At 67.1% G+C, this 13,461-nt stretch carries 15 protein-coding genes; 10 read left to right on the top strand and 5 right to left on the bottom strand.

Features of this window, described 5'->3' with window-relative positions; genetic code table 11:
- Positions 1-13 precede the first annotated feature (13 nt).
- Positions 14-382, top strand: coding sequence for a DMT family transporter (locus BMZ21_RS04320; protein WP_091830042.1), 369 nt, complete (start codon positions 14-16; stop codon positions 380-382).
- On the top strand, positions 379-717 hold the full coding sequence (mdtI, locus tag BMZ21_RS04315) for a multidrug/spermidine efflux SMR transporter subunit MdtI (protein ID WP_091830040.1): 339 nt from the start codon (positions 379-381) through the stop codon (positions 715-717). Before BMZ21_RS04320 ends, mdtI begins: the two co-directional genes overlap by 4 nt.
- A 15-nt stretch (positions 718-732) precedes the next feature.
- Here the strand turns inward: mdtI and BMZ21_RS04310 are convergent, their stop codons facing one another.
- The 4 genes from BMZ21_RS04310 to BMZ21_RS04295 form a co-directional block, all read right to left on the bottom strand.
- On the bottom strand, positions 733-1,092 hold the full coding sequence (locus BMZ21_RS04310; protein WP_244543688.1) for a hypothetical protein: 360 nt from the start codon (positions 1,090-1,092) through the stop codon (positions 733-735).
- Between the two features lie 5 nt (positions 1,093-1,097).
- Entirely contained in the window at positions 1,098-2,468 is a 1,371-nt protein-coding gene (locus BMZ21_RS04305; RefSeq protein WP_091830609.1) for a sulfite oxidase, read from the bottom strand.
- A gap of 131 nt (positions 2,469-2,599) precedes the next feature.
- On the bottom strand, positions 2,600-3,763 hold the full coding sequence (locus BMZ21_RS04300) for a glycosyltransferase family 4 protein (RefSeq protein WP_091830038.1): 1,164 nt from the start codon (positions 3,761-3,763) through the stop codon (positions 2,600-2,602).
- Positions 3,764-3,789: 26 nt separating this feature from the next.
- Positions 3,790-4,347, bottom strand: coding sequence for a polysaccharide biosynthesis/export family protein (locus BMZ21_RS04295; RefSeq protein ID WP_091830606.1), 558 nt, complete (start codon positions 4,345-4,347; stop codon positions 3,790-3,792).
- 186 nt (positions 4,348-4,533) lie between these two features.
- On the opposite strand from BMZ21_RS04295, the gene BMZ21_RS04290 reads away from it, so the two are divergent.
- From BMZ21_RS04290 to BMZ21_RS04255, 8 genes are all read left to right on the top strand, one after another.
- Positions 4,534-6,702 (top strand): GumC family protein, encoded by a 2,169-nt coding sequence (locus BMZ21_RS04290; RefSeq protein WP_091830036.1) that lies wholly within the window; start codon positions 4,534-4,536, stop codon positions 6,700-6,702.
- 424 nt (positions 6,703-7,126) lie between these two features.
- A complete protein-coding gene (locus BMZ21_RS04285) occupies positions 7,127-7,486 on the top strand; it encodes an ArsR/SmtB family transcription factor (RefSeq protein WP_091830034.1) in 360 nt (119 codons plus the stop codon).
- Positions 7,479-8,006 carry an arsenate reductase ArsC gene (locus tag BMZ21_RS04280; protein WP_091830032.1) on the top strand — a complete coding sequence of 176 codons (528 nt, stop codon included), beginning with the start codon at positions 7,479-7,481 and terminating at the stop codon, positions 8,004-8,006. The genes BMZ21_RS04285 and BMZ21_RS04280 overlap by 8 nt, the downstream gene beginning before the upstream one ends.
- Complete coding sequence (gene arsC, locus BMZ21_RS04275; protein ID WP_091830031.1) at positions 8,006-8,431, top strand: arsenate reductase (glutaredoxin); 426 nt, start codon at positions 8,006-8,008, stop codon at positions 8,429-8,431. The genes BMZ21_RS04280 and arsC overlap by 1 nt, the downstream gene beginning before the upstream one ends.
- Positions 8,432-8,438: 7 nt before the next feature.
- Complete coding sequence (gene arsB, locus BMZ21_RS04270; protein WP_091830029.1) at positions 8,439-9,491, top strand: ACR3 family arsenite efflux transporter; 1,053 nt, start codon at positions 8,439-8,441, stop codon at positions 9,489-9,491.
- Positions 9,492-9,549: 58 nt separating this feature from the next.
- The gene (locus tag BMZ21_RS04265; protein ID WP_091830027.1) at positions 9,550-9,864 is read left to right on the top strand and encodes an ArsR/SmtB family transcription factor; all 315 of its coding nucleotides are present in this window, start codon (positions 9,550-9,552) and stop codon (positions 9,862-9,864) included.
- A 57-nt stretch (positions 9,865-9,921) separates the two neighbouring features.
- The gene (locus BMZ21_RS04260; RefSeq protein ID WP_091830025.1) at positions 9,922-11,319 is read left to right on the top strand and encodes an FAD-dependent oxidoreductase; all 1,398 of its coding nucleotides are present in this window, start codon (positions 9,922-9,924) and stop codon (positions 11,317-11,319) included.
- Positions 11,316-12,545, top strand: a complete 1,230-nt coding sequence (locus BMZ21_RS04255; RefSeq protein WP_091830023.1) for an MFS transporter — start codon at positions 11,316-11,318, stop codon at positions 12,543-12,545. Before BMZ21_RS04260 ends, BMZ21_RS04255 begins: the two co-directional genes overlap by 4 nt.
- A gap of 149 nt (positions 12,546-12,694) precedes the next feature.
- On the opposite strand, the gene BMZ21_RS04250 is transcribed toward BMZ21_RS04255, so the two are convergent.
- Positions 12,695-13,435 (bottom strand): ribonuclease activity regulator RraA, encoded by a 741-nt coding sequence (locus BMZ21_RS04250; protein ID WP_091830021.1) that lies wholly within the window; start codon positions 13,433-13,435, stop codon positions 12,695-12,697.
- Positions 13,436-13,461 lie beyond the last annotated feature (26 nt).

The following is a 13,461-nucleotide window of genomic DNA, read 5'->3' as shown; positions in this document are numbered from 1 at the left end:
CCCTGTGTGACTTATGTCTTTTCATTGGTTGATCCTGCTCGCGGCCATCGCCGTGGAGCTGCTTGCGACGTCGGCTCTCAAGGCCTTCGTCGCGGGCCCGGTCCTCGTCGCGGTGCTGCCGCTCGTGCTGATCGGACTGTCCTTCGCCCTGCTCAGCGTCGCCCTGCGGGTCATTCCCATGGCCGTCGCCTATGCGGTCTGGGAAGGCCTCGGCATCGTCGGCATCGCCCTGATCGGCCATGCCTTCTTCGCCGAGCATCTGACGCTCCCGCGCATCCTGGCGCTGGCCCTGATCATCGGCGGCATCGTGCTGCTGGAACGCGGCGTCGGTCATGACGCCGACCCTGCGGCCCCCAGGGAGGATGAGCGGAGGCTGGTGTGACCTTCGCTGCCTCCGCGCAAGCCTTCGCGCTCGCCTGGCTCGGACTTGCCGTCATCCTCGAAGTGATCGGCACCAGCCTGCTCAAGATCTCCGACGGGCTGAAGCGCCGGCTCGTCGGCGCCCTCGGCGTGCTCTGCGTCGTCGGCGCCTTCGCCGCCCTGGCGCAGGCGATCCGCGGCATGGACCTCTCGGTGGCCTACGCCGTCTGGGGTGGCGTCGGCCTTGTGCTGACCGCCGTCGTCGGCGCGCTCGCCTTCGGCCAGCGCATCCGCCCGGCCGGCTGGCTCGGCATCGCGCTGGTCGTCGCCGGAGTGGTCGCGCTCAAGCTCTTCTGACCGGAAGGCGTCGCCTCAGTTCAGGAACGGGTTCTTCCATCCGCCCTGCTGGGCCGGCGCCTTGGTCGGAAAGACCTCGGCGAGATAGTCGAGCACCTTGCCGCGCTCCTCCGCAGGGAGGGCCGGCATGTTGTGCTTGGTCACCATCCAGTCGAGCGTCTCGCCCCATTTCTCGCGGCTCATCGCCTGTGCCGCGACCAGCTTGAAATTGTGGCAGGCGACGCAGGCATAGAAGGCCTCGTCGCGGTTCGGCCCGGCCGGAAACATCTCCGGCGTCTCCTCCGACGGAGCAGGGGCCTGCGCCAGCGCCATCGACGTGGCGAGCAGCAGGCCCGCGCCGAGCATGAGCCCGGCGCGGCCGATGCGTGCGATCACGGCGTTCAACCGACCAGTACCGCGACCCGGTGCATCGGGTTGGCGCCGTAGCCCTGCGGGTTCCAGCCGCCGGCGACATGCGGCTGCGCCCGGCCCTTGCTGTCGGTGGCGCGGACCCAAAGCTCGTAATAGCCGTCGGACGGCAGCTCGACCTCGGCGGTCCAGCGCCGCCAATCATAGCGGTTGCGCGGTTCGGCCGCCTTGGCCGGCTGCCAGGTCGCGCCGAAATCGATCGAGACATCGACGCGCGAGACGCCCTCATGCCCGTCCCAGGCGGCGCCGCGCAGCGCGAGCCTGCGTGTGCCGGCTGCCAGGCGCGTGCCGTTGGCCGGATTGGTGATGATGCCGCGCACCGGCATGTCGGTCATGGTGCGCATGTTGGAGTCGTCGGTCTTGCCGCCGGGGATCATCGGCTTGATCGCGACGGAGTACGAGGTGCCACCCATGCCCTGGCCGTCATGCACCTTGTCGCGGATCGCGATCCGCTTCAGCCATTTATGCGAGACCGAGGCCGGGAAGCCGGGAATGATCACCCGCAGCGGCCCGCCATGGATGGCAGGCAGCGGCTGGCCGTTCATCGCCCAGACCAGCAGCGCATGCGGCTCCAGCGCCGCCGCGATCGGCACGCCGCGCGAGATCGCATCCTTGCTCGCATCACCGGATAGGTGCTGATCGGCGCCGTAATTGGCGGTGTGGACGGCGGTCGACTTCAGGCCGGCGCTCTGCAGCACGTCGGCGAGCGGTACGCCGGTCCATTCGGCGCAGCCGGCGCCGCCATTGGTCCACTGGTTGCCGCGTGCCTGCGGCTGGAAGAACGAGCGGCCATTGCCGCCGCATTCCAGCACCGTGCGGAAGGTCTTGTGCGTGAACGTCTGCTTGAGCTCGCCGAGCTTGATCGTCAGCGGCGTGTTGACCTCGCCATCGATGGTCAATTCCCAGGCGTCGCCCTCGGTGAAAGGCTCGGGCGTCTGGCCGTTGTTGCGGACGAAGAACTTCTCGATCGGCGTGGTATCGTCGTCGAGCATGTGCTCGGGCGTTTCGGCGACGAGCGGCCGGTCGCCGAGCAGGACAAGGCCCTTGGCCTTGCCGGGGAAATTGAGAAATTCCGGGCCCTTCGGCGTGGCGGTCGCCGGGGCCGCGGACGGGACGGCGGAGGCGGGCGGTATGCCCTGCGCCAGTGCGACGGGAATCAGCCCGGCCGGCATCTGGTCCGAGAACGGGATCGCGCCGCCGACAGCTGCACCCATCGCCGCGAGCCCGGCGCCGCCGAGGAAGCCGCGGCGCGAGGCGCCGGTCCGGCGGCCGAAGGCCAGCGCGTCGCCGCGCTCGGGATCGTCGCCATAGAGTTCGCCCAGGGACCGTTCCTGCTTGCCCATCATGTCCTCCCTCGCGGCGGCGTCGTCTCGCGCGCTGCGGAGGCAGGATGCGCCAATGGAGAAGGATATTCTACCCTCGATCGATGCCGGCCCCGGGGCTCTGCTCGGCTGCAAAATCTTGGGGCAGCCGATCAGCCGCCGCGCTTGGCGAGCGCGGCCCGATAGGCGTCGAGGACGCCGTCGATCATCGCATTCAGGCAGAAATTGGCCCTGACGTGCAGTGCGAGGTCGGCGGCCTCGGCCAGCCGTTCCGCCTCCGGTGTCGCCAGGGCCTTGCGGATCGCATCGGCCAGGATGGTCGGCTCGTTGGCGGAGATCAGACGGTCGGCATGCCTGGGGCCGTAGATCTCTTTGATGCCGCCGACATCGGTCGCGATCAGCGGCTGCGCCGCCGCGGCCGCTTCCAGGATCACATAGGGCAGCGATTCCGCCCGGGACGGGATCACCATGACATGCGCCTTGGCGAGCGCGGCGCGGATCGGCCCCGGCGGCTCGAACACGCATTGGCTCGCGACGCCTTGCTCGACGGTCATCTGCCGTAGCAGCGCCTCGTCCGGGCCGGAGCCGACGATCAGGATGCGCGGCGTCAACCTGTCGTAGCGCTTCAACAGCGCGAGCGCCTCGATCAGCGTGTCGACGCCCTTGGCCGAGCGCAGTTCGCCGAGATAGACGAGGTCGAACGCGGCGTCGGCATGGTCGATCGGCTCGAATTCGGCTTCCGAGATGCCGTTCAGCACGACGCGATGGTCGGTGCGCGGCTTGTGCCCGACATGGGCCTCGAAGCGGCCTGCGATGAAGGCGCTCTCGAACAGGAACATGTCGGTCGCCCGCTCGAGCAGGCGCTCGATCGTCATATAGACGCGGTGCTCGGCGCTGCCGGGCTTGTAGTTGAAGCTGCCGCCATGCGGCGTATAGGCGGTGATGTAGCGTCGGCGGGGCGAGACCAGCGCCGGCAGGCGAGCGTAGACGCCGCCCTTGGAGCCGTGCGCGTGCACGATCTGCGGCGCGATCCGATCGCGGATCGAGACCTGCGAGATCTGCGCACGCAGATCGGTGAGGCTCGGATAGCGCGACATCGGCACGCGAGTGACGCCGAGCGAAAGCTGCGGTGCGAGCTCGGCGAAGACCTGATCGGCGCGGGCGCCGCCCGTGGTCGAATCGCAGAAGATGCCGACGGCATGGCCGCGCGCGATCTGGCCACGGGCGAGGTCGAGCACATGCCGGAAGAGCCCGCCGAGCGGTGCGCGGAAGACATGCAGGATCTTGAGCGGAGCAGAGCCGGCCGCAGCGGGCATGATGGCGGTATCCCGGGGAGAGCCGGTCAGAACCAGCGTTCCTTGATCACGATCGTGTCGCCGGGCCGGACCGGATAGGTGATCGGCACCGTGCCGGTGACGAGTTGGCCGTCCATCAGGCGGGTGACCTCGGCATAGTTGCGCTGGCCGCGCGGCGTGAAGCCGCCGGCAATCGCCACCGCGGTCTGCATCGTCATGCCGTTGACGAACGGGAACTGGCCGGAATTGGTGACCTCTCCGAGCACGAAGAACGGCCGGTAGGCGTCGACCTCGACCGAGACCTTTGGCTCGCGCAGATAGCCGGCGCGCAGGCGTGCTTCGATCGCGCGCTCGAGCTGCTGCGTCGAGCGCCCCTGCGCCTCGACCGCGCCGATCAGCGGCATGGAGATGCGGCCGGAGCCGTCGACGGCATAGATGTTGGAGAGGTTGTCCTGCCCGAACACGATGACGCGCAGCTTGTCGCCGCTGGCGAGCTGGTAGGGCGCAGTCCGCTCGACGGCGAATTCAGGCGCTTCGATGCGCGGCGCGCAGCCGGCCACTGCGAGCGCAGCGGCAAGCGCCAGACAGACGGGATGTCTACTCATCATCACCGGCGAACCCTTCAGAATCTGTCTCTAGGATTAGGCCGACATGGTTAACAAAGGCTGAGCGCCGGGGCGCGGGATGTATTCCGGCGCCGCGCCGCTTTAACCCGCCAATAACCTTAATGCGCTCAGATGAGGTGACGTGCTCCCCCAGGGGCACAAGAGTTCTGCGTGAATGGAAGCCTCATGACCGCTCGCTACGATACCGTTGCGGCCGCCGGCGAGAGCCGCTCCGACCTGCTCGACTTGCCGGCTCTCTGGGCCGCGATCAAGGCGAAGAAGCTTTGGATCATCGGGCCGACATTGGCGGCGTTGGGCTTGTCCTTCGCCGCGGTCAACGTCATCCCGCCGCGCTATACCGGCCAGGCCCAGCTTCTGCTGCAGAGCCGCGACAGCTACTACACGCGGCCGGGCCAGTCCTCCGACAATTCCGGCCAGCAATTCGATGCCGAGGGCGTGCAGAGCCAGGTCCAGGTCATCATGTCGCGGGATCTGGCGCGCGAGGCGATCAAGCGCATCGGCCTTGTCGGCAATCCCGAATTCGACTCCGGAGCCGGCGCGCTCGGCGCGCTGAAGAAGGTCGGCGTGCTGCTCGGCATCGGCGCCCATCCGGCCGATCGCTCGCCGGAGGAGCGGGTGCTGGAGAAGTACTACGACCGGCTCCTGGTCTTCCCGGTCGGGCGCTCGCGCATCGTCGCGGTCGAGTTCACCTCGCAGGACCCGGCGCTCGCCGCCAAGGGCGCCAATGAGATCGCCGCCGCTTATCTCGACATGGAGGAGGCGGCCAAGCAGGACACCGCGCGCAGCGCCTCGTCCTGGCTTTCGACCACGATCGAGCCGCTGCGCAGGAAACTGGCTGAATCCGAGGCCAAGGTCGAGGAATTCCGCTCCCGCCACGGCCTGCTCGTCGGCGCCAACAACACCACGATCACCGCCCAGCAGCTCGCCGATCTGTCGACGCAGCTCTCCGCTGCGCGCAACCAGCAGGCCGAGTCGCAAGCCAAGGCCTCGATCATCCGCGACGCCATCAAGGCCGGCCGCACTTTCGAGATTCCGGATGTCGCCAACAATGAGCTCGTCCGCCGGCTGGTCGAGCAGCGCGTCAACCTGCGCGCCCAGATCGCGCTCGAATCGCGCAACCTCCTGTCGGAGCACCCGCGCATCAAGGAGTTGAACGCTCAGCTCGCCGATCTCGAAGGCCAGATCCGCGCTGCCGCCGAGCGCGCCGTGCGCACGCTTGAGAACGAGGCCAAGATCGCCGGCCAGCGCGTCGAGAGCGTCACCGCCGCCCTCGACGGCCAGAAGAAGACCGCCTCCGGCGCCAATGACGACGAGGTCCAGCTGCGCGCGCTCGAGCGCGAGGCCCGTACCCAGCGCGAGCAGCTCGAACAGTACATGCTGCGCTATCGCGAGGCGCTCGCCCGCGACGCGCAGAACGCGACCCCGGCCGATGCCCGCGTCATCTCCCGCGCCGTCGAGCCGACCGCTCCTTCCTTCCCGAAGAAGCTGCCGACCATGGTCGTCGCGACGCTTGCGACCTTCCTGGTCACGCTGGCGGCGGTCGTCTCGCGCGAGCTTCTGAATGGCGGAACCCCGGCGCCCGCCGAGGACGCGCCGCGCCGCAAGATGCGGGCACGTGCCGAGCCGCAGATGGAGGCGTCGGAAGAGGATGAGCAGGGCGCCGCGAAGGCGGCGCCGGCGCGCCGCGAGCGTATTGCCGGCCTTCTGACCCATGGCGGGCGTGTCGGCCAGCTTCATCTCGATGTCGCCGACCCTGAGTCGGCGGCCGCCGATCTCGCGGCCTGCATCAACAAGCCGAGCGAAGGCCATGCGCCGCTCGTCGTGGTGCTGGACGGGGCAGAGCCCGGCGAGGCTTTGCCGCGGGCGCTGGCGCTGCTTCTCTCCGAGCGCAGCCGCTGCATCCTGGTCGACCTCGCCAGCGATTCCCGCGATCGGGCTGGCTTCTCCGAGCTGCTCGCCGGCGAGGCGATGTTCTCCGACATCATCACGCGCGAGCCGGATTCGCGTCTGCACGAGATCGCGCCGGGCCGGGCCGGGCGGGCGGCCGTGCTGGCGGCATCCGACATCGTCGACGTCGCGCTCGATGCGCTCTGCGAGACCTATGACTGGGTGCTGGTCGCCGCCACCTCGACCGATGAGGCGGAGGCGCTGGCGCCGCTGCTCGGCCGTGCTCAGGGCGCGCTGGTCATGGCCGGCCATGTCGGCAACGGCCATGCGGTCGAGGCTGCCTATCGCCTCACCGACCTGACCGGAGCCGCGATCGCACTCGTCATGGTCGATGCGCCGGAGACGATCGAGGTGGCCATGCCCGACAAGGAGCCGGCGCCGGCCTGAAGGCGGACAACGCCGTCGGCAAAAACATTGTCTGAAGGGTTGCCTGTCGCGCCCTCGGTGCATTCGCAGAGAGGGGCCTGTCACCTGGCTGCCGACCGCTCGAGGAACGGCCGGTCTTCCGTTCCCGTCGTGACGACGGCATGCGCCACCCGCGCCAGCTTTGGGATGAGCGCGGTCATTGCCTTGCGACGGAGATCGGCATCGTTCGCGTGACTGGCGACATGGCGGTCGAGCTTGTTGCGTGAGCTATTGTCGCATTAGGGCTCGGCGACCTGAGAAGCGCTCCATACCAGCGCGACCGAAACCGTTGTGCTGGAAACTCTGGACCGGCGCCACTCTGACGAGGGGCTCGGATATTGGGCTGCTGGTCCGATACCGCAACTGAGCCTTGCGTCGATCCCGATATATCGATAAGTCTCGACATATGGAAAACGAGCAAGTCATCCTCGCTCTCGCCGCGATGGCGCAGGGTACCCGCCTCGACGTGTTTCGCCTGCTGGTAACGGCGGAGCCGGAGGGTCTGCCCGCCGGTGAAGTCGCGCGGCGCCTGGATGTCCCGCACAATACGATGTCCTCGCATCTTGCGATCCTCAGTCGCGCCGGGCTCGTTCGTTCCGAGCGCTTCAGCCGCTCGATCGTCTACCGGGCGGATCTCGACGCCCTACGTTCGGTCGTCGCCTTCCTCCTCAAGGATTGCTGCGGCGGTCGCCCGGAAATCTGCGCTCCTCTGCTCGCCGAGCTCACCCCCTGCTGCCAACCTGCCAAGGTCACGACCGATGCCTGATCGCGTCCACAACGTGCTGTTTCTATGCACCCATAATTCAGCGCGCTCGATCATGGCCGAGGCGCTGCTGAACCATCTCGGAGAGGGGCGCTTCCGCGCTTTTTCCGCCGGCAGCGAAGGCGGCCCTGGTCCGAAGCCCATGGCTATCAAAGTCCTGGAGGCGGAGGGCATTCCGACCACTGGACTGTCTTCGAAAACATGGGACGTGTTCGCCGCCCCCGGCGCTCCCGTGATGGACATGGTCGTCACCGTCTGCGACCAGGCGGCCGGCGAAGCTTGCCCGCTTTGGCCGGGCCGGCCGATCACCGCGCATTGGGGAATCGAAGATCCCTCGCACGTTGAGGGCAGCGAGATCGAGCGTGAGCGCGCCTTCGTGACGGCGCTGCGCTATCTGCGCAACCGCATCAATGTGCTGCTGTCGCTGCCGGTCGCCAGCCTTGACGAGATGGCGCTGGCGCAGCGGATCAGGCAAATCGGTGCGCTCGAAGGCACGACTGGCCGTCGCCCGGAGATGGCGTGATGGACGTCATCATCTATCACAATCCGGCGTGTGGGACGTCGCGGAACACGCTCGGCCTGATCCGCAATGCAGGTGTCGAGCCGCATGTGATCGAGTACCTGAGAACACCTCCGTCAAGGGCGCTGCTGCTCCAGCTCCTGGCCCGTGCGGAGCTGACGGTGCGAGACATCCTGCGGGAGAAGGGCACGCCCTTTGCCGAGCTCGGCCTGGATGCCCCCGATCTTTCCGACGATGCCTTGCTCGCTGCCGTCGAGGCCAACCCAATTCTCATCAACCGGCCGCTCGTCGTCTCGCCAAAAGGTGTGAGGCTCTGTCGCCCCTCCGAGGCCGTGCTGCCCCTGTTGCCGCCGCAGCTCGGCGCATTCCGCAAGGAAGACGGCGAACTTGTCGTCGACGCCGCCGGTCAACCCATCACTCCCGCCTGAGGCGCCAATGTCCACCTTCGAACGCTACCTGACCCTGTGGGTCGCCATGTGCATCGTCGTCGGCATCGGGCTCGGCCACGTCATGCCCGGTGTCTTTCAGGCCATCGGCGCGGCGGAGATCGCCAAGGTTAACCTGCCGGTCGCGGTGCTGATCTGGCTGATGGTCATTCCCATGCTGCTGAAGATCGACTTCGCGGCTCTCGGACAGGTCGGCCGGCACTGGCGCGGCATCGGCGTCACGCTCTTCATCAACTGGGCGGTCAAGCCCTTCTCGATGGCGGCTTTGGGCTGGTTCTTCATCGCCTGGCTGTTCCGTCCGTGGCTGCCCGCCGAGCAGATCAGCAGCTACATCGCCGGGCTCATCATCCTCGCCGCGGCGCCCTGCACCGCAATGGTCTTCGTCTGGTCGAACCTGACGAAGGGCGAGCCGCATTTCACGCTGAGCCAGGTCGCGCTCAACGACGCGATCATGGTCGTCGCCTTCGCTCCGATCGTCGGCCTGTTGCTCGGCCTGTCGGCGATCACGGTGCCATGGGGAACGCTGGTTCTCTCGGTCGTCCTCTACATCGTCATTCCTGTGATCGTCGCTCAGCTCGTTCGCAGCCGCGTTCTGGCGAATGGCGGGCAGGCAGCGCTGGACCGCCTGCTCGGCAGGCTTGGTCCCGCCTCGCTCGTTGCGCTCCTTGCGACGCTCGTGCTGCTGTTCGGCTTCCAGGGCGAGCAGATCCTGGCGCAGCCGATGGTGATCGCGCTCCTGGCCGTGCCGATCCTCATCCAGGTCTATTTCAATGCCGGCCTCGCCTATCTGCTGAACCGGATTGCCGGCGAGCAGCACTGCGTCGCTGGACCATCCGCCCTCATTGGCGCCTCCAACTTCTTCGAGCTCGCCGTGGCGGCCGCGATCAGCCTGTTCGGCTTCAACTCTGGAGCAGCGCTTGCCACGGTCGTTGGCGTGCTGATCGAGGTTCCCGTGATGCTGACCGTGGTGTGGATCGTGAACGGCTCGAAGGGCTGGTATGAGCGCGGCGATAGCGTCAGGAAGGTCCAGGCTGCCGAGTAATTCGAGAATTTTGGAAATATCGATTGACAGCTTGCGTCGAGCGGCGCAATCTATTTCCATGAAAGTCGAAGAAGTGGCAAATCAGCTTGAGGCGCTCGGCAATCCGACCCGCCTCAAGCTCTACCGGGTACTGGTCCGCGCTGGCCACAGCGGTCTCCCGGTCAATCAGGTGCAGGAGCGTCTGGGCATTCCCGCCTCGACCCTCTCGCACCACATGCAGCGTCTCGTGCAGAACGGTCTGGTCTCGCAGGAGCGGCAGGCCACGACCTTGATCTGCCGGGCCGAATATCCCGCGATGGCCGCTCTCGTGGGCTTCCTCGCGGACGAGTGCTGTGTTGACGAAGCCTGCTCTACCTCCAATCAGGCCGCATAAGCCGCCTTTTCATTTGCCCAATAATTCCATCCTTCTAGAATAACAGGAGATGCAATCATGTTGGAGCTACCGATCGCCGTCATTGGCGCTGGTCCGGTGGGCCTCGCCGCCGCTGCCAACCTCGTTGCGCGCGGTCTTCCCGTAAAGGTCTACGAGGCCGGCGCGGCAGCCGGTGCGAGCGTCAGCGATTGGGGCCATGTTCGGCTGTTCTCGCCATGGGCGTACAATGTCGATCCGGCAGGTCGCGCGTTGCTGGAGAAGGCGGGATGGCAGGCGCCGGATGAGGCGGCCTATCCGACCGGCAGCGACCTCGTCAGCGCCTATCTTGCTCCGCTATCGCAAACGCCCGAGCTGGCGCCGGTTATCGAGTATGGCGCACGGATAAAGGCGATCGGGCGGCGAGGCGTCGACAAGGTCGTCAGCCGTGACCGCGAGTTGCGCCCGTTCCAGCTCACTGTCGTCGACAGCGACGGCCGCGTCCGCCGTGAGCTCGCGCGGGCGGTGATCGACGCCTCGGGAACGTGGACGTCGCCGAACCCGCTCGGCGCGGGTGGCGTGGCGGCGGAAGGCGAGGAGGGCCTTGCCGATCGGATCGCCTACAGCATTCCCGATGTGCTCGGCCGAGACCGCGCAACCTATGCCGGGCGTACCACTGTCGTTGTCGGCGCCGGCCATTCTGCGGCCAACGTGCTGCTCGACCTGGCTGAGCTCGCCACCACCGGACCCGCTGCCAGGGCGATCTGGCTGACGCGCAGCAACAACCTGTCCCGCGTCTATGGCGGCGGCGCCAACGACCAGCTCGCCGCCCGCGGCGACCTCGGCCGGAGGCTGCGGCAGCTCGTCGAAGCGGGCAGCATCGAGCTCGTGACCAGTTTTGCGGCCACTGCCGTGCGGGAGGTGAATGGTCAGCTCGCACTCGACGGCGAGACGCCTGACGGTCTTCGCACGGTCTCAGCCGTCGATCGGATCGTCGTCTGCACGGGCCAGCGTCCTGACTTCTCCTTGACCCGCGAGCTGCGCATCGAGCTGGATCCTTGGCTGGAGAGCGCCAGGGCACTCGGGCCGATGATCGATCCCAACCTGCATTCCTGCGGCTCGGTGCCCCCGCATGGTCACCGCGAATTGGCCCATCCCGAACCCGGCTTCTATACGGTCGGCATCAAAAGCTATGGCCGCGCGCCGACCTTCCTGATGCTGACCGGCTATGAACAGGTCCGTTCGGTCGTCGCCGCAATCGCCGGCGACGTGGCCGCGGCTGACGCTGTCCAACTCGTCCTGCCCGAAACCGGCGTGTGCACGACCGCGCCCGAAAGCGCAGGCGGGTGTTGTGGCGGTCCGGCTCCGAGCAGCATAGACGCCTGCTGTGCCGACGACGCCTCGGCCAAGGCGCAGGGCAAGACCGGTTGCGGCTGCGGCAGCTCATCGAAGATCGGCGAGACCGCTCAAGCGCAATGACGACTCCTGTCCATTCGCAAGCGAGCCCGGACCCCATCGCGGGGATCGGGCTCATCCTGGCTCTCGGCGTAACCCAGGTCGCCGGCTACGGCGCGCTTTATTACGCATTCGCGGTCCTTGCGCCTGAGATCACGAAGAGCTTTGGTTGGGCGCCCGAATGGACCTATGGCGGCTTTGCGCTCGGACTGCTCGCTGGTGGCTTTGCCGCCCCTTTGGCCGGGCGCCTGATCGACATATACGGCACGCGCCGGATGATGAGCATCGGCTGCGTGCTGGCGAGCCTGTCGCTCTTTGCCCTGTCCAAGGCGGAAGGGCTGATCAGCTATTACGCGGCGATGATCGCCCTTGAGGTCGTCTCGACGCTGGTTCTCTATGACGCCGCCTTTACGGCTCTCACGCAGGCTCATGGCGCGAATGCCCGGCGCGCGATCAGCAAGCTGACGCTGATCGGCGGCTTCGCCTCGACGTTGTTCTGGCCGCTCACGACCGCGTTGCTGGCAGAGGCGGACTGGCGCGCGATCTATCAGATCTATGCCATGGGCTACCTGCTCCTGGCCCTGCCTTTGCACGCCTTGCTGCTGCCTCGCGGCCTGTCGATGCACGCCGCAAAGCCCTCTCGACCGACCGATGCGACGGCTGCCGGCGGCTATCTCGCCGGGGCCTCTCGCCGACGCGCCTTCGTCCTGTTGGCTGTCGCCTTCTCGCTGCAGGGCTTCGTCGTCTCGGCCATGTCGGTTCACATGCTGGCGCTGCTGCAGGGCTTCGGCTTCAGCGCGGCGCTCGCGGTCACATTCGGAGCCATGGTCGGCCCATCTCAGGTGACCGGGCGGCTCATCGAGATGCTCTTCGGTACCAATGTGCCTCCGGTGACCACGGCTTGGGTCTCCGGCGCCCTCATGCCGCTCGGGTTCGTTCTGCTGGTTTTTGGTGGTGGCACCGCTGCGTTCGCCGGCCTGTTCGCCATCGCGTACGGCGTCAGCATGGGCTTGAGCTCGATCGTACGCGGCACCGTACCGCTCCAGCTTTTCGGCCCCGCCGGCTATGGCGCCATGCTCGGCAAATTGTCCGCGCCAGGCCTCGCTATCCGCGCCGCGGCGCCGCTTGCATTCGCCGTCATGATGGAACGTGCCGGGCTTTCGGCGAGTGCGGCCGTGCTGGTCGCACTCTCCGGTGTCGCTGCTCTGGCTTTGCTCCTGCTCGCCCGGGCGGCTACCACAGAGGGCTAGGCGGCGGCGCCGGCCATTGCGAGCACCGCGGCAGTCTGGAGCTTGGAGCCAATTCCAATCAGCGGAGCTCCGGTCTCCGCTTCCGGGCAGCAAAGCCCCAAGCTCCGCCTAGCCCAGAGCCCCTGCATGTCGAAAGGCAGCGCGCAACCTCAGTCGTGCTGCTGCTCCGCCTTCCACGCCAGGTATTCGGCTTCGGCATCCTGAGCGAGCGGATAATAGCGCCGAAGATCCCCGCCCTTCGACAGCATGATACGGGAGAAATCCTCCCATTCGGCATGATGGCTGCCGGCCTCGAGCAGCCTCTCCGCATAGGCGATGGGGACGCAGATCGCCCCGTCATCGTCGGCGACGATGATGTCGCCCGGCCTGACATAAGTCCCGCCACAGGCGATCGGCACGTTGACCGCATGCGGCATCAGCGTCGTCTGGGTGTGGAAGTTCGGCGAAGTGCCGCGCATCCAGTAGCCGATGTCGAGCGCGAACGCCTTCGCCGCATCGCGGATCACCCCGTCGATGACCATGCCAGCGCCGCCCTTGCCGGCGAAATAGGTCAGCATCATCTCGCCGAAGATCCCGCTCTGCATGTCGCCGCGGGCATCGACGACGACGACGTCGCCGGCCTCGACATGATACAGCGCGTGCCTGTGAAGCTGCTTCTCGCGATCGGCGTATTCGTCGTCGCCGTAGAGATCTTCGCGTTTCGGCATGAATTGCAGCGTGAGGGCGGGGCCGGCGATGGCCTTGCCGCGCGAGTGCGGCACGGCTCCCGCGATGAACGGGTTCCGGATGCCCATCTTGTAGAGTTCGCTCGACGCGGTGGCCGTGCCGATGCCGGCGAGTCCGTCGAGAAGCGTCTTGGCGGGACGGTTGATCGTGGGGATGTCGAACATGCGTCGTTCCTGATGGTTGCCGGCGT

Origin of the sequence: Allobosea lupini (assembly GCF_900109525.1) — a bacterium.
GTDB lineage: Bacteria > Pseudomonadota > Alphaproteobacteria > Rhizobiales > Beijerinckiaceae > Allobosea > Allobosea lupini.
Note: the sequence above shows the minus strand (reverse complement) of the source record. Positions and strands in the feature narration are given on the sequence as shown.